This window comes from Marivibrio halodurans (assembly GCF_017963645.1).
Lineage (GTDB): Bacteria > Pseudomonadota > Alphaproteobacteria > UBA8366 > Aestuariispiraceae > Marivibrio > Marivibrio halodurans.
The window spans coordinates 63,138-80,463 of sequence record NZ_JAGMWN010000011.1 but is presented as its reverse complement, the minus strand read 5'-3'; the positions used below and the strand labels follow the sequence as shown (position 1 = coordinate 80,463).

Annotated in this window: 17 protein-coding genes; 7 read left to right on the top strand and 10 right to left on the bottom strand. The window is 66.6% G+C overall.

Translation table 11 applies throughout. The features are described from left to right. Positions 1 to 140 precede the first annotated feature (140 nt). From KAJ83_RS17485 to KAJ83_RS17465, 5 genes are all read right to left on the bottom strand, one after another. Positions 141 to 494 (bottom strand): tRNA-binding protein, encoded by a 354-nt coding sequence (locus tag KAJ83_RS17485; protein WP_210683401.1) that lies wholly within the window; start codon positions 492 to 494, stop codon positions 141 to 143. A gap of 137 nt (positions 495 to 631) precedes the next feature. After that, positions 632 to 1,126: a phasin family protein gene (locus KAJ83_RS17480; RefSeq protein WP_210683400.1), complete on the bottom strand. Its 495-nt coding sequence runs from the start codon at positions 1,124 to 1,126 to the stop codon at positions 632 to 634. Positions 1,127 to 1,473: 347 nt separating this feature from the next. Further along, positions 1,474 to 2,157, bottom strand: a complete 684-nt coding sequence (locus tag KAJ83_RS17475; RefSeq protein ID WP_210683399.1) for a TetR family transcriptional regulator — start codon at positions 2,155 to 2,157, stop codon at positions 1,474 to 1,476. Between the two features lie 67 nt (positions 2,158 to 2,224). Then, positions 2,225 to 3,049 carry a pyrroline-5-carboxylate reductase gene (gene proC, locus KAJ83_RS17470; protein ID WP_210683398.1) on the bottom strand — a complete coding sequence of 275 codons (825 nt, stop codon included), beginning with the start codon at positions 3,047 to 3,049 and terminating at the stop codon, positions 2,225 to 2,227. A gap of 177 nt (positions 3,050 to 3,226) precedes the next feature. Continuing rightward, on the bottom strand, positions 3,227 to 3,730 hold the full coding sequence (locus tag KAJ83_RS17465) for a type III secretion system chaperone family protein (RefSeq protein WP_210683397.1): 504 nt from the start codon (positions 3,728 to 3,730) through the stop codon (positions 3,227 to 3,229). A 362-nt stretch (positions 3,731 to 4,092) separates the two neighbouring features. Between KAJ83_RS17465 and KAJ83_RS17460 the strand changes: the two genes are divergently transcribed. Both KAJ83_RS17460 and KAJ83_RS17455 read left to right on the top strand, forming a co-directional pair. Continuing rightward, entirely contained in the window at positions 4,093 to 5,535 is a 1,443-nt protein-coding gene (locus KAJ83_RS17460; protein WP_210683396.1) for a tetratricopeptide repeat protein, read from the top strand. Positions 5,536 to 5,657: 122 nt separating this feature from the next. After that, positions 5,658 to 6,245, top strand: a complete 588-nt coding sequence (locus KAJ83_RS17455) for a PAS domain-containing protein (protein WP_210683395.1) — start codon at positions 5,658 to 5,660, stop codon at positions 6,243 to 6,245. A 215-nt stretch (positions 6,246 to 6,460) separates the two neighbouring features. Here the strand turns inward: KAJ83_RS17455 and pdxY are convergent, their stop codons facing one another. Then, entirely contained in the window at positions 6,461 to 7,318 is an 858-nt protein-coding gene (pdxY, locus tag KAJ83_RS17450) for a pyridoxal kinase PdxY (RefSeq protein ID WP_210683394.1), read from the bottom strand. 174 nt (positions 7,319 to 7,492) lie between these two features. Between pdxY and KAJ83_RS17445 the strand changes: the two genes are divergently transcribed. The 5 genes from KAJ83_RS17445 (at position 7,493) to KAJ83_RS17425 (ending at position 12,352) form a co-directional block, all read left to right on the top strand. Next, entirely contained in the window at positions 7,493 to 8,416 is a 924-nt protein-coding gene (locus KAJ83_RS17445; RefSeq protein WP_246484837.1) for a DMT family transporter, read from the top strand. A gap of 164 nt (positions 8,417 to 8,580) precedes the next feature. Then, complete coding sequence (locus KAJ83_RS17440) at positions 8,581 to 9,477, top strand: HpcH/HpaI aldolase/citrate lyase family protein (protein WP_210683393.1); 897 nt, start codon at positions 8,581 to 8,583, stop codon at positions 9,475 to 9,477. Positions 9,478 to 9,569: 92 nt separating this feature from the next. Next, positions 9,570 to 10,676 (top strand): MaoC family dehydratase, encoded by a 1,107-nt coding sequence (locus tag KAJ83_RS17435; RefSeq protein WP_210683392.1) that lies wholly within the window; start codon positions 9,570 to 9,572, stop codon positions 10,674 to 10,676. Between the two features lie 11 nt (positions 10,677 to 10,687). Then, positions 10,688 to 11,593: a GNAT family N-acetyltransferase gene (locus KAJ83_RS19710; protein WP_343222052.1), complete on the top strand. Its 906-nt coding sequence runs from the start codon at positions 10,688 to 10,690 to the stop codon at positions 11,591 to 11,593. Positions 11,594 to 11,710: 117 nt separating this feature from the next. After that, positions 11,711 to 12,352, top strand: coding sequence for a carbonic anhydrase (locus KAJ83_RS17425; protein WP_343222051.1), 642 nt, complete (start codon positions 11,711 to 11,713; stop codon positions 12,350 to 12,352). A 29-nt stretch (positions 12,353 to 12,381) separates the two neighbouring features. On the opposite strand, the gene KAJ83_RS17420 is transcribed toward KAJ83_RS17425, so the two are convergent. The 4 genes from KAJ83_RS17420 to lpdA form a co-directional block, all read right to left on the bottom strand. After that, entirely contained in the window at positions 12,382 to 14,085 is a 1,704-nt protein-coding gene (locus KAJ83_RS17420) for a methyl-accepting chemotaxis protein (protein ID WP_210683390.1), read from the bottom strand. A 32-nt stretch (positions 14,086 to 14,117) separates the two neighbouring features. Continuing rightward, on the bottom strand, positions 14,118 to 14,675 hold the full coding sequence (locus tag KAJ83_RS17415) for a hypothetical protein (protein WP_246484832.1): 558 nt from the start codon (positions 14,673 to 14,675) through the stop codon (positions 14,118 to 14,120). A gap of 178 nt (positions 14,676 to 14,853) precedes the next feature. Next, positions 14,854 to 15,792 (bottom strand): DMT family transporter, encoded by a 939-nt coding sequence (locus tag KAJ83_RS17410; protein ID WP_210683388.1) that lies wholly within the window; start codon positions 15,790 to 15,792, stop codon positions 14,854 to 14,856. An 83-nt stretch (positions 15,793 to 15,875) separates the two neighbouring features. After that, the gene (gene lpdA / locus KAJ83_RS17405; RefSeq protein WP_210683387.1) at positions 15,876 to 17,279 is read right to left on the bottom strand and encodes a dihydrolipoyl dehydrogenase; all 1,404 of its coding nucleotides are present in this window, start codon (positions 17,277 to 17,279) and stop codon (positions 15,876 to 15,878) included. Between the last annotated feature and the right edge of the window lie 47 nt (positions 17,280 to 17,326).

The following is a 17,326-nucleotide window of genomic DNA, read 5'->3' as shown; positions in this document are numbered from 1 at the left end:
AAACGTTCTTTTGCCAAACACATTATTCAACTTGTTGATTTTTAATAATAAATTACGGAACGACAGCGGAAATCCACGCCCGTCTGGCAAAGGCCTGCACCAGGATATTCCGCAATGCGAAAACTATACCGCAGCCGCGCTCAGTGCATCCGCCCGCCATTCGGAACGGGACGGTCGGGCGTCATCAGGACGATCCCGTTATCCCCCGCCCCATCGTCGAAACCGAGGACGAGGCATTCGGACATGAACTTGCCGATCTGCTTGGGCGGGAAATTGACCACGGCGCAAACCTGCCGGCCCGGCAGCTCCCGCGGGTCGTAATGCTTGGTGATCTGGGCACTGGTCTTGCGCTCCCCGATCTCGGGACCGAAATCGATCCAGAGCTTGATCGCGGGCTTGCGCGCCTCCGGATAGGGTTCGGCCCGGATCACGGTCCCGACACGTATCTCGACTTTAAGAAAGTCCTCGAAGGAAAGGGTCCGGTCGTCCGCCATCGTCCGCGCCTGTCTTGTTTTCACATTCCGCCGACAATCGCGTCGGATCGCCCGAAAAGCAACGGGGCCGCGCCCGGTTCACCCCGGACGCGGCCCCGCGATTCCAACACCGCCCCCTGCGGGGCGCGTTGTCTAGGTCACTTGTTGACCGACTTCTTCAACTCGTCGAGTTGCTCTCCGACGCGCTGATTCAGGATGTTGAAGGCCTCCTGCTGCGACTTCGAGACCATCTCCGACAACTCGCGCATATTGGTCACCGCCTGCTCGAGCGCGTCCTTGATCTGGTCGATATTCTTCGCCGCGTCGGGGTCGAGCTTACCGCCCTTCGCCTGGGCCTCCTGGATCGTGGCATTGGCCTCGTCCATCACCTGCTTCAGGATTTCCCCCTGGCGGGTGAAGACGGCCTGAAACCCCTCGACGGCGGTCTTGTTCGCCGCCGCCAGCGCCTCGAAATTCTTGCGCTGGGAATCCATCAGTTCCTTCAATTCCGGCGCACCGTAGCCGCCGAACATCTTGCTGACATCCGCGCTCAGGAAGGGGTTCTTCTCGGGATCGAGGAACGGGTTGTTCTTCGGGTCCAGGAAGGGGTTGTTCTTCGGATCGAAATAATTGGTCGATTTCTGCTGGGCCATGGTTTCTCTCCCTCCAACAGGTGGTGGTCCGGCGGACATCGCCCGCGCGGTGGAATCGCTGCACTCACGTCCTGTATCGACGTCCCATCGGGCCAGGTGGATCGCTCGCTTCGGCCGGCGCGTGCCGCCACCGAATATTCAACCGGCCATCCCTGCCGACCCGGTCGCGTGCCTTCCGACCAAAACCTGACTCGAAGCCCGGCACGCACCCTATATCACTCAATGCTGCATTGCAGCATCAGTTGCATCTTATATGGCGCGGCACGCGAAACCGTCAAGGGGAATTGCTGCACCGCACAAAACATGATCCCGCATCGGCACGCCCCCGCCGGTGGATTCCCAGCCCGTCATCCTTCCGCTGAAACGCCTTCCCCGGGCGGTGGGGCGGCCGGGTCCGGCTGGTCGGTCCAATCGGCTGGAGCCTGCCGGTCATTCGGGTCGCCGCGCCGACGCCCCCCTCGGACGCCCGAGAGCCATCCGGCGGCCTGTTCCGCGCGGGCAAGCGCCTGATCCAGGGCTTTCATCGTCGGGGCGAGATCCGGGCTCTCGTCACGTACCCAAACCCGCAGCGCCGCGAGCCAGACCGCGGCCAGCCCGTGAGCGCGCACCATTCCGGCGGGCCCATCGGTTCCGACGCCGGCCGCCTCCAGATACCAGGCGAGGCTCGCCGGGCCGTCCGGCGCCAAACGCACGACGGTGAAGGGGTCGCGGACCACATCGGCCATGACCGCCCGAACCCCGTCCTTGTAGGGGGCGAGCGCGTCGAAACGCCGCATCAGCAAATCGAACAGGCGGTCGCGGACGCTATCCTCGGCGGTGAAGCCGCTGTCCTCCGACAGGACGTCCCGGTCCATGCCCGCCAGGAAGTGGCGCAGCAAATCCGTCTTGTCGCGTGCGACCGCCCGCAACCCGCCGAGGTCGGTGTCCGCCTCCTCCGCCACATCGGCCAGACGGACATGGCGCCAGCCCAGGCGCCCCGCCAATTCGACGGCGGCCACGCCGGCCCTGTCCTCGATCGAATCCGTCCTCATGCCCTATGAGATGGCGGCGCGGGCGGCGGACGGCAAGGGTCCGAAGGCAAGAGAGCGGGCCGCCGTCTCAGCCCGCCAGCTCGCGCGAGCGCGCGGCGGCGGCGGCGATCGCCTCCCGCATCAGGGAGTCCAGGCCACCCTCCTCCCGCATCAGGACGGATAGCGCCTCCTGCGTCGTGCCGCCGGGCGAGGTCACGTTCCGGCGCAGGGTCGCCGGCGCCTCGCCACTCCGCAGGGCCAATTGCCCGGCGCCCGCCACCGTCACCAGGGCCAGCCGCTCCGCCAACTCGCGCGGCAGCCCGGCCGCGACACCCGCCTCGCCCATGCATTCGATCAACCAGAAGGTATAGGCCGGCCCCCCGCCGGACAGCGCGGTGACCGCGTCGATCAGGCTTTCGTCCTCGACCGTCGCGGCCTCGCCGACGGCTTTCAGCAGATCCTCGGCCAAGGCGCTCTGCGCCGGGGAGCAAACCGGGTTCGGACAGCACACGGTGATGCCCTGCCCGATGGCGGCGGGCGTGTTGGGCATGGCGCGCACGATAGCCGCGTCCGCGCCCAGCCTGTCCTGGAAATAGCCGATCGTCTTGCCCGCGGCGACCGAGACGAAGAGACAATCCGGCCCGGCGAACCGCTTCACGCCGTCCATCACCGCATCCATCTGCTGCGGCTTGACGGACAACACCACGACTTCCGGCGCCAAATCGGCGGGCAGCGTCTCCATGCCGTCATGGACGGTGACCCCGTCACGGTCGCGGAAGGGCCGGGCGCCCGCGGGGTCGACGATATGAACGCCGGATGCCGCGATACCGCTTCCCAACCAGCCGTCGAGCATCGCGCCGCCCATCTTGCCGCAGCCGATCAGCAGCAACGGCCGTTCCAGTTTCCTCGTCATGATATGCCTCATCCCTTGCCCGATAGGTCCCTGCCCGATTGTTCTTGGCCGGTTGTTCGGTCGTTGCGCGGGGCAACGCCACGCGCCAGTCACGCCGCAAGCCTAGAGCATGATGATATGATATGGACCCATCCGAGATCGATTTCCGGGGTTCCGGCAAGAAGAGGACGCGCGGCCTCAGGCCTCGCCCCGGCAGTCGATCAAGGCGGCGGCGACCGCCTCCTCCGGGCTATAGCCGCCCCAGAGCAGGAACTGGAAGGCCGGATAGAAGCGCTCGCACTCCGCCAGCGCGATGTCCATCAGATCCTCGAGTTGCTCGACGCTGAAATTCTTCACCCCGCGCGTCGGCAGGGTGTGCCGGAAGGTCGGCACGCCTTCGTCCGAGCAGAGATCGAAATGGCCGAGCCACATCTTCTCGTTGATGGAAACCACCAGTTCGCTGACGCCCCGGCGTTTCTCCCGTGGGATCTTGATGTCGAAGGTGCAGGTGAAGTAAAGCGCGTGGAGATCCTCGCGCCAGGCGAAGAACATCCGGTAATCGCACCAGCCGCCCGTCGTCTCGACCACCATCTCGTCCTCGTCCGACCGTTCGAACGGCCATTCGTTGGACGTGAACATGGCTTCCAGCACGTCGAGAGGGTTGGGGGCGGAGGCGGCGGTTGCGACCATCAATGCGGTCATGGATTTCCTCCTTGGCCAAGGGACAGGGCCGGGGAACGGCGACACGTCCGCGATAAGATGCCGACGCCTTCATCCTATCGCTTTAAGCTATTTTGGGGCTGTAGCGATATCTTGTGGACAAAATCGCCTGCAACACGATATCTAGCCTGCCATAGCCCCATTCCGGCGGCAATGCGATTTTTCGGGAAAGTTTCATGTCACGCTGCGCCTTCCCACGAAAAAGCCCGGGAATGTACGGATATGCGCCCTCGACCGTGCGAAGCGACGCGGTATAGACTGCGCCCATGGTCGATCGAGAGGAGGGGGCGACCGCCCCGACTACGTCCGAGCGCTCCGCTGGAGACGAGCCGGCCCCGAGGCGCGTGACGGCGACCGCCCGCCCCCGCCAGCCGGACGGGCCGCGCCGGATGTTGGAGCGCGCCGTCCGCCTGCAAGGCGGCGGCCGGGCCGAGGATGCGCTCGCGCTATACCGCGCCGTCCTGGACGCGGACCCCTATGTTCCCGCGGCCTGGATCAATATGGGCGTGTTGTTGCGGCGAATGAGCCATGCCGCGCCGGCGGTGGCCTGCCTGAAGCGCGGGGTGGCGCTGAAACCCCATGACGGCTCGGCCTGGTCCAATCTCGGCAATGCGTTGCGCGCATGCGGCCGGTACGAGGAATCGGTGCGCGCCCATGGCCGGGCGATCGAACTGACGCCCGGATCGGCGCAATTGCACTACAATATGGGGCTGGCGCAGCGTGATCTCGGTTACCTGGGGGAGGCGCTCTCGGCCTTCCGGCGGGCGGAACTGCTCGGCTACGACAAACCGGAGCTGACCTGGGACCGGGCGCTGACCCAGTTGCTCCAGGGCGATTTCGACGAGGGGTTCCGGAACTACGAATCGCGCTGGCGGCTGAGCGAGGCGGGCCGCAAGGTTACCTCGGCCCCCACCTTCGATGGTCGCACCGTCCCCGAACGCGGATCGATCCTGATCTGGACCGAACAGGGCTTCGGCGACACGCTGCAATTCGCGCGTTACCTGCCGATTCTCAAGGCGCGCGGTTTCGATTCCCTGATCTTCGAGGTGCAGGGGCCGCTGGCCCGGCTGTTCCAGAAAACCCGCGATTTCGAGGGCATCACCGTCGTCGCGCGCGGCGCGCCCCGGCCGGAACCCGCGGCGCAGGCGCCTCTGCTCAGCCTGCCCCACATCCTGCGTACGCGCCTGGACGCCGTTCCGGCGGGATTGCCCTATATCCACCGCCCCGCCGGAATAGAGCGTCCCGCCCTGCCGCGCGGCGTCGTCAATGTCGGCCTGTGCTGGGCCGGCAAGCCGACCCACCGCAACGACCGCAACCGTTCCGCCGGCGCGGCCGGTTTCATCGCGCTTCTCGACCTTCCGGGCGCCGCCTTCCACTCGCTGCAGAAGGGCCCCGGCGCGCGGCAGATCGCGGACGAAGGACTGCGCGCGCTGGTCACCGACCTGGGCGGCGGCCTCAAGGATTTCGCGGAGACGGCCGCCGCGATCGACGCGCTCGACATGGTGATCACGGTCGACACCTCGATCGCCCATCTGGCGGGCGCGATGGGCAAGACGGTCTGGGTCCTCTTGCCCTACGCCCCGGACTGGCGCTGGATGCTGCATCGCGACGACAGTCCCTGGTACCCCAGCATGACGCTGTTCCGCCAATCCAGCCCCGGTGATTGGGAGGAAGTCTTCGCGCGGGTGCGCGGCGCGCTTGCCCGGCGAATCGCGGAAACCCTGCGCGGTGGCGGCGATTCGGAGGAAGACCCCGAAGAAAGCGACGACGACGGTCCAGACGAATGAAGCTTTTAAGGCATGCTTCCCGTTAACCTCTCGTTAAAGATGAACGTGCATCCTTCCATGCGACCCGACGATTGGTATCACCGGGATCACGGTCCGGTGTCTGGCAACCGATATGGCGTGTCATGGAGATTTGGCGACAGATCGGCGACATCCGTTACGAATTGCATGCGCGCGATGCCCTCGAGGGTGTCTTTCCGCGCCATGAATCGCTGATCACCCTCTGGCGCGATCGCTGCGGCGGTCGGGCGCTGCCGGGGTGGAGCGCGTTCGCCTTCGAGGATTTCCGGGGATGGTGGGGCTGGATCGCCGTCGGCGAGTTGCTCGACACGCCGGAGGGGTGCATCCGCTTCCGGCTTTGGGGAACGAGGGTCGCGGCCATTTCCGGGGTCGAGTGGACCGGAAGGGTTCTGCCCGATCCGGAGCCGCCCCGGCACGACGCGCCCCACGACACATCCCACCACACCACCCACGGCACGCCCCAAGAGGGGACCGGTCCGGACCCGAGTCCGATGGCGGCGCTGGGGTTGGGTCTGCCCGCCTTCACCGATGGCTATCTGGACGCGCTGACGACCCGCCGCGCCGTGGGCTTGGTGTCCGGCCCGCTCACGCGCGCGGACATCGACCAGGACCGCGCGGACTTCCTACTGCTGCCGCTCGCCTCGGACGGAGAGCGGGTGGACACCTATCTTTGCGGTCTCGCCCTCCATTGACCGGAACACGGACGCTTAGAGCATGATGATATGATATGGCCCCGCCCGAGATCGTTTTTCCGGCTTTCCGGCCCACGGCCCCATGGGGAGAGGGCGCGTGGACGATGTGATGCATCGTCAAGCGGCCTCGACGCGGTCCGGAGGCCCGAAAAGCGATCGAAGGCGCCGCTTTCGGCTCCCTGATCTGCGTCGCGCCGTGCTTCCGATGCCCCGTATTAAGCGATCCGCCGGGGGATGAAGCGGGCCGGCGGGTCGGCCAGCGCCGCCTGCGCGGCGACCAGGGCAAGCTCTCGCCGACCCAGGCGGCTGGTTTCGTCGAGCACCGCATAGACCGCCGCCACGGCCTCCGCCAACGCGGCGACGGGGTCGCGAAGACGGAGATAATGCCCCGTGAAGAGCGCCGCGATCAGATCCCCCGCGCCGTTCGGCGCGATCGGGAAGGCAAGGCGCGGCGTCTCGATCAGCCAGGTGCCCTGCTCCGTCGCCAACAGCATCTCGACCACCGCCGGTGGCGCGTCCGCGCGCTCGAAGCTGGTGACGACGACGATCCGGGGGCCGGTCGCGCGCAGGGCCCGGGCGGCCTTCACCGCCGCCTCCAGCGTATCCGCCCGGCCGCCGGTCAGCAGTTCCAGCTCGAAATGGTTGGGCAGCACGATATCGGCGGCCGGAACGGCGCTTGCCCGCATGAAATCCGGAATATCGTCCGAGACATAGACCCCGCCATCGCGATCGCCCATCACCGGATCGCAAACATAAAGCGCCCCCGGATTGGCCGCCCGCGTCCGCGCGACACTGTCCAGGATCGCCCGGCCGAGCGCCGCCTGCCCGACATAGCCGGACAGCACCGCCTCGCAATCGGACAGCGCGCCGCGCGCGGCGATGCCATCCAGCACGGCCTCCACCGTCGTAAGCGGCGTGACCGCGCCGCCGAAATCACCATAACCGGGATGGTTCGAGAACAGCACCGTGTGCACCGGCCAGACATCCCAGCCGAGCCGCTGCAGGGGAAAGACCGCCGCGGCGTTCCCCACATGGCCATAGGCGACGTGGCTCTGGATCGAGAGGATGGGCATCGGCGCTCCGGAACCCCGGGTCGGCGGCACGGCCTATCGGGTCGGGACAAGGGAATGACACGCATGCTCGACAGGGCATGCGCGAACGGACTTTAATGGGCGCGTCCCGATCCCGCCAGCCCATGCGACACCGTCCCCACGCCCTTCTTTTTCCTGCCCGGGAAGACAATCACGATGCCCGCTCCCCCCGCGCTCCGCGACCCGGCGAACCTGAAGGGGGCGGCCTATGTGACGCTATGCTGCGCCTTCATCGCGGGCTCGACACTCTGCGCCAAGGCGCTCGGCGCGGCGCGGGAGATCGAGGTCGAGGGGCTGCTGGAGCAGGCCGCGCGGCTGCATCCGCTACAGATCACCTTCGGGCGGTTCCTGTTCGGAACGCTGGCTTTGCTGCCGTTCGCGATGTGGAAGCGCCCGCGTTTCGACCATGTGCCCTGGCGGCTTCACGGCGCGCGGGTGGTATCGGGATGGCTGGGTGTCAGCCTGATGTTCGCCGCCGTCAGCTTCATGCCCCTGGCCGACGCGACCGCGATCAGCTTCCTGAACCCGCTGTTCGCCATGATCCTGGCGTTGATCTTCCTGAAGGAAGGGGTGGGACCCTGGCGCTGGGCGGCGGCGGCCATCGCCTTCGCCGGCGCGGCGATCGTCACCCGGCCGGGGACGGCGGCATTCGATCCGGCGGCGCTGCTGGCCTTGGGCGCGGCGCTGTCGATCGGCGCGGAACTCATCTTCATCAAGCGTCTGGCGGACCGGGAGCCGATCCTGCGTATCCTGCTGATCAACAACGCGTTCGCCGCCGTGATCGCGGGCGTCGCGACGGTCTTCGTCTGGCAGGCGCCGAGCCCGACGCAATGGTTGCTGCTGGCCGGGACCGGCGCCTTCATGGTGACGGCGCAGAGCCTCAATCTACGCGGCATGGCGATCGCGGAGGCGAGCTTCATTGCCCCCTTCTTCTACGCCACGCTGCTCTATGCCGCGCTCTATGACTGGTTGTTCTTCGCCGAGGTTCCCGCGGCGACCACGGCCTTGGGCGCGGCCTGCATCATCGCCGGAGCCCTGATCCTCGGCTGGCGGGAACGGCGCGCCGCCGCCAGGGCATAGCGGCACGGCGATAGCGGCGCGGATGCCAAGGGCGCGAGGATGAGGACCAATCGTTTGATTTTCCCCGAAAGCCTCGATATTCCGGATTCCGAATGGCCTTCCCGCCGTTCCAAGCCGGTCTCAAAAGGCCGCCGGCCCGAGTGACCTTCAGGGAGTATAATCCGATGTCCGTCGCCGTCCGTCCGCGCCGCTCCGCCCTCTACATGCCCGGCTCCAACGCCCGGGCGCTGGAGAAGGCGCGCGCGCTGCCCGCCGACGTCCTTATCCTCGACCTGGAGGACGCGGTCGCCCCGGACGCGAAGGAGGACGCGCGCGCCCGGGTGCTCGACGCGCTGGCCGGGGATGGCTACGGCCATCGCGAAGTGCTGGTGCGCATCAACGGGTTGGAGACGCCCTGGGGCGCCGCCGATCTGGAAGCCGTCGCGCGGACCGGCGCCGACGGCCTGCTGCTGCCGAAGGCCGAAGGGGCGGACCATGTCCGCAAGGCCGCCGACCTGATGGAGGAGGCCGGCGCGGCGGAGCGGATGGCGCTCTGGTGCATGATCGAGACGCCGCGCGGCGTGCTGAAGGCGGAGGAGATCGCCACCGCGCACCGCCGCCTCGGCGGTTTCGTCATGGGTACGTCCGATCTGGCGAAGGACCTGCATTGCCTGCACACGCCGGACCGCATGCCCTTCGTCACCAGCCTGGGCAAGGTCGTGCTGGTCGCGCGGGCCTATGGGCTCGCCGCGCTCGACGGCGTGCATCTCGATCTCGACGACGCGGAGGGGTTCGCCGCCCAATGCCGCCAGGGTCTCGCCTTCGGTTTCGACGGCAAGACGCTGATCCACCCCAAGACGATCGAGACCGCGAACGCGGTCTTCGGCCCCGGCGAAGCGGAGATCGCCGAAGCCCACGCCGTCATCGAGGCGCACGAGAGCGCCCGCAGGGAGGGAACCGGCGTCGCGGTCCTGAACGGCAAGCTGATCGAGGCCCTGCATGTCGAGAACGCGCGGCGCCTCCTCGACCTGGCCGAGATGATCCGCGCGATGGAGATGGAGGCCGCGGAAGCGGAGGCATGACCCGAATCCTGCATTGCTGACTTTGGCCGCCGTCTGGCGTATGACTCGGCGGAGGCGAGGAAGTGTCCCGATCCCCGGAAAGGCCGCGACGGATGAGCGAGACGACCGATATCCAGCTTTCCCCGAAATCCAGCCATGGGCGCGTCTTCGAGGATTTCCGCCTGGGCGAGGTGATCGAGCACGCCAACCCCCGAACCATCGGGGAGGGCGACGTCTCCCTCTATCACGCGCTGACCGGCAACCGCTTCACGCTGCAGGTCTCCGATCCGTTCGCGCGCGATGTCGGCTATCACTCCGCGCCGATCGACGATCTGTTGATCTTCAACATCGTCTTCGGCCAGTCGGTGCCGGAAATCTCCCACAACGCGATCGCCAATCTGGGCTATGCAGAGGTCGACTTCCTCAGCCAGCTCTATGTCGGAGAGACGATCCGGGCGCGCAGCCAGGTGATCGGCCTCAAGGAGAATTCCTCCGGCGAGAGCGGGGTCGTCTATGTCCGGACCGAGGGCTTGGACAATCGCGGCGTCCCGATCCTGCGCTTCGTGCGTTGGGTCATGGTTCCGACGCGCGCGGGCACCGCCGCGTCGGGCAAGAGCGGCACGGGGGAAGACCGCGTGCCCGACCTCGCCGCGCGGGTCGAGCCGCTGACGATCCCCCGCCACCGCCTCAATAAGTTCTGGACCGACCGCGATACCGGCTCCCCCCACCGCTGGGAGGATTATCATCAGGGCGAGGCGATCGATCACATCGACGGCGTCACGATCGAGGAGGCGGAACACATGATGGCCTCCCGCCTCTATCAAAACGACTCCCGCACCCATTTCGACGGGCATGCGATGAAGTCGACGCCCTTCGGCCGTCGCATCGTCCAGGGCGGCCACATCATCTCGATCGCCCGGGCCCTGACCCATAACGGTCTGGCGAATGCCTGCATCGTCAGCGCGATCCACGGTGCGCGCCATGCCAATCCGACCTTCGCGGGCGACACCCTCTATGCCTGGACGTCGGTGCTGGAAAAGCAGGAATTGGACCGGCGCACCGATATCGGGGCGCTGCGGCTGCGCACCACCGCGACGAAGAACATGCCCTGCGCGCGCTTCCCGCGCCTGCCGGATCAGAAGGGCGCCGGACAGCCCGACGGCGAGACGGAGAATATCGTCCTGGAACTCGACTACACGGTGATTCTGCCGCGACGGTGAAAGGGAAGGATGTGCGATCGGACCGGACGGCGCCGAAGTTCACGATCCGAACGGCGAGTTCGCGCGATTTCGAGACCGCCGTCGGCTGGGCGGAACGGGAGGGATGGAACCCGGGGCTCGATGATCTGGCGGCCTTCCACGCCACCGACCCCGACGGCTTCCTGATGGGGTTCGAGGAGGGGGAGCCCGTCTCCTCGATCTCGGTCGTGCGCTACGGCGCGGATTTCGGCTTCCTCGGCTTCTATATCGTGCGCGCCGACCGGCGTGGCGCCGGCCTGGGCTGGGCGACATGGCGGGCGGGCATGGCGCGCCTGTCCGGCCGTACCGTCGGGCTGGACGGCGTGGTCGCGCAACAGGCGAATTACATGACGAGCGGATTCGAGCTCGCCGGGCGCAACATCCGATATGGCGGCTCCCTCCCCTCCGCGCGGATCGACGCCGTGGAAGCGGGCGACAGGTGCGCGATCCTACCGGCCTCCCCGTCCGACTTGAACGAATTGACCGCCTTCGACAGCGTGCATTTCCCCACGCCGCGCCCGGCCTTTCTGGAAAGCTGGGTTTTGCCCCGCCCCGCCGCGACGGCGGAACCGCCCACACGATCGAGCCTGATCGCCCGGCGCGGCGGGGCCATCGCCGGGTACGGCACCATTCGACGCTGCGTGACGGGCTATAAGATCGGCCCTCTTTTCGCGGAGGACGAGGCGGTGGCCCGGGCCTTGTTCTCGACCCTGACGCGCGGTCGGACGACGGGACGCCCGGTCTATCTCGACACGCCGTCCGACAACCCGGCGGCCGTCGCGCTTGCGGAACGGATGGGATTGACCCCGGTCTTCGAAACCGCCCGGATGTATCGCGGCCCCGATCCCCGCCTGCCGATCGAGCGGATTTTCGGCATTACAAGCTTCGAGCTCGGATAAGGGGCGGGCGGCCTTGAGAACGGCCCCGATGCCTCGCTATAACAGGCAAGCGGTCGGTGGCGCCACGCCACCGTCCAGCAGTGGACAGATATGAACAGGAACGGACAGGAACCGCCCGTGGACCATTTTCCCGACTCCCTGCTCTCCGGCTATCGCAGCTTCAAGGCTGGCCGGTTCACCGAACAAAGCGACAGGTACCGCGCCCTGGCGGAGAAGGGGCAGCAGCCCGAATGCCTGGTGATCGCGTGCTGCGATTCACGCGCCATCCCGGAGACCATCTTCGACGCCGCGCCGGGCGAAATCTTCGTCGTGCGCAATGTCGCCAACATGGTGCCGCCCTATCGGCCGGACGGCGAGTTACACGGCACGTCGGCGGCGCTTGAGTTCGCGGTGCAGGCCTTGAAGGTGCGCCACATCCTGGTGATGGGTCATGGCCGTTGCGGCGGCATCCAGGCGGCGCTCGACCCGGGGGAGGAACCTTTGTCGCCGGGCGACTTCATCGGCAGTTGGATGGATATGCTGAAGCCGGCGATCGCGGAAATCGACAGCGACGAGACCACCGGCGCCGACGACCCGCATACCAAGCTGGAGCGAATCTCGGTCAAGCGGTCGATCCAGAACCTGCGGACCTTCCCTTGCGTCAAGATCCTGGAGGACAAGGGGCGCCTTTCCCTGCACGGCGCCTGGTTCGATATCGCCGAGGGCGAATTGTGGGTCCTGGACCCCGCCACCGAACGATTCGAGATGGTGCCGGCCTGATCGGCGCCCCCTGATTCTCCCTCGCGCCCTTAAAGGGCGCGGATCTCCCGCACGAAGCCCTCGACACCCGCCTTCATGGCGCGTGCCCGGTCGCCAATGTCATCCGAAGCGGTCTTGAGCGTGCCGGCGATGCGGCCGCTCTCCGTCGAGGCCTGATGGACCGACTGGATATTGCTCGCCACCTCCCCGGTCGCGCTGGATGCCTGGCTGACATTCATCGCGATCTCGTCGGTGGCGGCGGACTGTTGCTCCACGGCCGAGGAAATCGAATAGGTATACTCGTTCACCCGGGCGATGATCGCGGCGATGCCCTCGATCGCGTCGACGGATTGCGCCGTCTCGGTCTGCATGGCTTCGATCTGTTCGCGGATCTTCTCGGTCGCGCCGGATGTCTGGCTGGCCAGCGATTTCACCTCCTCGGCCACCACGGCGAAGCCCTTGCCGGCCTCCCCGGCGCGCGCCGCCTCGATGGTCGCGTTGAGCGCCAGCAAGTTGGTCTGATCCGCGATGTCGTTGATCATGGAGACGACCTCGCCGATGGCGTTCGCGGCTTCCTCCAGCTTGGCGACGCGGCTCTGCGCCTGTTCGGCGGTCGTCGCCGCCTCCCCGGCGATCTCGCTGGCGCCGCTCACCTGCTTGGCGATCTCCGCGATGGAGCTGCGAAGCTCCTCCGCCGCCGCCGCGACGGTCTGCACGTTTGTCGAGGCCTCCTCCGAGGCGGCGGCCACGGCCGTCGCCTGCTTGTCGGTCTCATCGGCGGAGCTGCCCATTACCTGAGCCGTTTCCTCCAACGAATGGGCGGAAGTTTCCAGGGCCGAAACCAAGTCGGCGGAGCGGCTGTCGAAATTGGCGATCAGTTCCTCCATCCGCTGGGTCCGGCGTTCGCGCGCGGCGAGCGCCTCCTTCTCCTTCCGACGGGCCTCCTCCTCGCGGGCGAGCGCCGCCTCGCGCTCGATGCCGTTACGCTTGAAGACCTCGACGGCCTCCGCCATGGCGCCGACCTCGTCGCCGCGGCCGACGCTAGGCACCTCCACATCGTGCCGCCCCTCGGCCAGAATCCCCATCACCTCCGTCATCCGGGCGATCGGACGCGAGATGGCACCGACCAGGGCGAGGTAGGAGACGGCCGCGATGAGGATGGCGAGGGTACTGCCGATGATCGCCACGATGACCGTGATGGAGAAAGCCTCGCGTGCAGTGTTTTCAGCCTTCTCGGCCCGCGCGCTCGCGATCTCGGCAAGCGCGGCGATTTCCTTGGAATGCGCGGCGAGATAATCGTCCCCCAGGCCATTCGCTTCCATCGTCCTGGCGGCGTCCACGGTCAGCGGATGGTTCATGGCCTCGATCTGAGGGCCCACGACATCGGATCGCCAAGTGTCGGTGATCGCGCGCAATGCCTCGACATGACGCACGACCTCGTCGGACGATGCCTTCTCCGCCATACGCGCCAACGTCGCGTCGAAACGTTTCGCCGATTTCTCGTAGGCGTCGATATGGTTTCGGTCGCCGGTCATCAATAGACCGCGTATCGCGAGCAGTTGGTTGTTCCCCGCCGCATCGAGAATGCCGAGATCATGCTGAAGCTTGGCGGCCTGCCGCGTGTCCTCGACGGCATCGCCCGCGGATCGGATTTCGTAGATCGTGATGGCGCCACCGAGGACGAGCACCAGACAGATCGACGCGAAAACGCCGAGCAGCTTCCGCGCGATCCGGATGTTCAGAAAGAAGTTCATCACCTTGTCCTTATCTAGGATCGCCCGGCGGCTCAGTTGCCGACCGTCAGACGCCGACGCGCCAGTTCCGTCAGATTGACTTCCACCGTCGCCGCGCCGATCGGCGCGCCCGCCGCGTCATGCAGCGTCATGTTGAGCTGCGCGCGCCAGGTCGCGGTTTCCTCATGCAATTCCGGCTCGTCGATGAAGATGGCGCCGGCGCCTTCTCCGAAGGTTCGGGTGAACTTGTCCTCGTCACCCTGCCAGTAGTCGCCGGTCACGCTGCTCTGACCGGCGTTGAGGCCGACATCGTCGACCACGATGATCTCGGAATAGAGGCCGAGCGACCGGGCCTGAATCCGGGTCAGATAGGTCGAGAGCGGATTGGACAGAACGGCCGCGACGAAGGGCTGATGATCGGATTCCCGCTCCTTGCGCCACGCCTGATCGAGTTCCTCGATCTCCGCCGCCGTAAGCTCGCCCCGACGGCGGTTCTGGTTCTCGACCGTCATCCGCAGGACCGGCACTTCCAGCCATTCCCGGCAGGTCTCGATGAAACGGTCGTTGATCAACGCATCGACCGTGAATCCACCCACGGTCTGATCGGCCATCGCGGGCCCGCTCACCGCGCCCGCGAGAAGGCAAAGCACCCTCATGATTTTTCGCATCAGAACTACTCCCGATTCCCAAGGTAACACGGGAGATAGACCTAAAGTATTGAAACTTGCTTAACCCCTCTCGACCGAAATCGGCCCCTTGGGGTCAAATATTCAAGAGAATGGGGAGGGGCTATTCCGGTCGCTCCGCGATGGCCGCGGCGGCTTGGCCCGCCGGGGTCCGGCGCCCCTCGCGAAGCGCGACGAATAGCCCGGCACCGACGACGATGGCGCACCCCGCCCAAGTCAGGGCATCCGGAAAATCGCCGAAGACGAAATAGCCGAGAATGGTGGCCATCACCATTTCAAGATACGGCATCGGCGCCATCGCCGAGGCCTCGGCCCGGTCCGCCGCCCACAGGATCAGCAGATGCCCCAGCGCCATGATGACCCCCATGGCGAGCAGCATGGCGGCCTCCATCGGCCCCGGCATGGTCCAGACCGGCACCACCATCCCCCCCATCAGGACGGTCCCGACGACGCCCGCCCACCAGAGTGTCACCAGCGGCTTGTTGGCGCCCGCCATATGACGGCTCAGCACCAGGAAAAGCGCGAAGAGCGCGGCCGCCCCCAACGCCCAGAGGGCCCCCAACTGCATCGCGCCGGTACCCGGCTTTACGATCAACACCATGCCGGAGAAGCCGATCAGCACCGCCGACCAGCGCGGCAGCCCCACCTTCTCGCCCAGGAACAGGGCGGACATCGCGGTCACCATCAAGGGCGCCACGAAGAGGACACCGGCCGCGTCCGCCAGCGGTACCTCCCGAATGGCGGTGAAGTAACAGATCGTCGCCCCGCCGATCAGCAGGGCACGCAGGATCAGGAGCGACATGCGCGCCGGCCTCAAGGCCTCCCGCCGATAGAGCATCAGGATGACGGGAGTGAGGAGGATCGTCTGCGCGGCCCAGCGGCCCCAGGCCACCTGAACCGGGGCCATGCCGGCCTCCCCCAGGATCTTCCCGAAGGTATCCCCCATGGGAAGCATCAGGAAACCCGAAGCCGCGACGAGCAGGACCAGCGCCGTGCGCCGATCGCCTCCACCGGGGTGGGAGGGGCCAGTCGGGGGGCTCATTGCAGGAAGTCCGAAAACATGGGCGACCAACCTCGGACGCGGCCCCGGGCGATGCCCGTGGCCCGCCCGTCGCCGTGTCTCCGCTAGATGTGAATCGGACGGCCGTCGACAGCCAGCGCGGCCTCGCGCACGGCCTCGTTCAGCGTCGGGTGACCATGGCAGGTGCGCGCGATATCCTCCGAGGAGGCGCCGAATTCGATCGCCAGCGCGATCTCGTGGATCATGCCGCCGGCATCCTTGCCGATGATATGCGCGCCGAGCACCCGGTCGGTCTTCTTGTCGGCCAGGATCTTCACGAAGCCCTCGGTCGCCAGCATCGCGCGCGCGCGGCCGTTGGCGGAGAAGGGGAACTTGCCCGCCACATAGTCGACCCCGGCCTCCTTCAACTGCTCCTCCGTCTTGCCGATGGAGGCCACCTCCGGCTCGGTATAGACAATCGAGGGAATGGCGTCGTAGTTGAGGTGCGGCTTCTGGCCCGCGATCATCTCGGCGCAGAGGCCGCCCTCATCCTCCGCCTTGTGGGCCAGCATCGGCCCCGGCGCGCAATCGCCGATGGCATAGATCCCGTCCACATTGGTCTTGTACTGGCCGTCGACCTTGATGAAGCCGCGCTCGTCGGTCTCGACCCCGACATCCTCCAGCCCCAGCCCCTGGGTATAGGGACGGCGACCGACGGAGAGCAGCACGATATCGGCCTCGATCGTCTCCGCATCGCCGCCCGAGGCGGGTTCGACCGACAGCTTGACGCCGGACTTGGTCTTCTCCGCGCCCGTCACCTTGGTCTTCAGCTTGAACTCCATTCCCTGCTTCTTGAGGATGCGCAGGAACTGCTTGGAGACCTCGCCGTCCATGGTCGGCAGGATACGGTCGAGATATTCCACGACCGTCACCTCCGCGCCCAGGCGCTGCCAGACCGACCCCATTTCCAGCCCGATCACGCCGCCGCCGATCACGACCATGTGCTTCGGCACCTTGGAAAGCTCCAGCGCGCCGGTGGAGGTGACGATCTGCTTCTCGTCCACCTCGACATTCGGGATCGGCGTGGATTCGGACCCGGTCGCGATGATGATGTGCTTGGCCTCGACCGCCCTGCCCTTGTCCTTGCCCTCGGTGATGTCGAGCTTGCCCTTGCCGGCGAGCTTCGCCTTGCCCTTGATCCAGTCGATCTTGTTCTTCTTGAACAGGAACTCGATGCCCTTGACGTTGGCTTCGACCGTTTCGGACTTGTGCGCCATCATCTGCTTGAGGTCGAGCTTGGGCGACACCTTGATGCCGAGATGCGCCATCTCCCCGCCCGCTTCCGCGAACATGTGGGAGGCGTGCAGCATCGCCTTCGACGGGATGCAGCCGACATTGAGGCAGGTGCCGCCGAGGGTCTCGCGCGCTTCCACGCAGGCCGTCTTCATGCCGAGCTGTGCCGCCCGGATCGCGGCGACATAGCCGCCAGGCCCCGCCCCGATCACAACGACGTCATAGGCATCGCTCATCGCGCTCTTCCCCTCTCAACGAAATACGGTCAGCATCTGGGTCGATA

What these genes read in the sequence shown, in the direction of transcription:
- KAJ83_RS17485 (WP_210683401.1), bottom strand. Translation starts at nt 494, where the DNA reads ATGGCGGACGACCGGACCCTTTCCTTCGAGGACTTTCTTAAAGTCGAG.
- KAJ83_RS17480 (WP_210683400.1), bottom strand. Translation starts at nt 1,126, where the DNA reads ATGGCCCAGCAGAAATCGACCAATTATTTCGATCCGAAGAACAACCCC.
- KAJ83_RS17475 (WP_210683399.1), bottom strand. Translation starts at nt 2,157, where the DNA reads ATGAGGACGGATTCGATCGAGGACAGGGCCGGCGTGGCCGCCGTCGAA.
- proC (WP_210683398.1), bottom strand. Translation starts at nt 3,049, where the DNA reads ATGACGAGGAAACTGGAACGGCCGTTGCTGCTGATCGGCTGCGGCAAG.
- KAJ83_RS17465 (WP_210683397.1), bottom strand. Translation starts at nt 3,730, where the DNA reads ATGACCGCATTGATGGTCGCAACCGCCGCCTCCGCCCCCAACCCTCTC.
- KAJ83_RS17455 (WP_210683395.1), top strand. Translation starts at nt 5,658, where the DNA reads ATGGAGATTTGGCGACAGATCGGCGACATCCGTTACGAATTGCATGCG.
- pdxY (WP_210683394.1), bottom strand. Translation starts at nt 7,318, where the DNA reads ATGCCCATCCTCTCGATCCAGAGCCACGTCGCCTATGGCCATGTGGGG.
- KAJ83_RS17445 (WP_246484837.1), top strand. Translation starts at nt 7,493, where the DNA reads ATGCCCGCTCCCCCCGCGCTCCGCGACCCGGCGAACCTGAAGGGGGCG.
- KAJ83_RS17440 (WP_210683393.1), top strand. Translation starts at nt 8,581, where the DNA reads ATGTCCGTCGCCGTCCGTCCGCGCCGCTCCGCCCTCTACATGCCCGGC.
- KAJ83_RS17435 (WP_210683392.1), top strand. Translation starts at nt 9,570, where the DNA reads ATGAGCGAGACGACCGATATCCAGCTTTCCCCGAAATCCAGCCATGGG.
- KAJ83_RS17420 (WP_210683390.1), bottom strand. Translation starts at nt 14,085, where the DNA reads ATGAACTTCTTTCTGAACATCCGGATCGCGCGGAAGCTGCTCGGCGTT.
- KAJ83_RS17415 (WP_246484832.1), bottom strand. Translation starts at nt 14,675, where the DNA reads ATGGCCGATCAGACCGTGGGTGGATTCACGGTCGATGCGTTGATCAAC.
- KAJ83_RS17410 (WP_210683388.1), bottom strand. Translation starts at nt 15,792, where the DNA reads ATGAGCCCCCCGACTGGCCCCTCCCACCCCGGTGGAGGCGATCGGCGC.
- lpdA (WP_210683387.1), bottom strand. Translation starts at nt 17,279, where the DNA reads ATGAGCGATGCCTATGACGTCGTTGTGATCGGGGCGGGGCCTGGCGGC.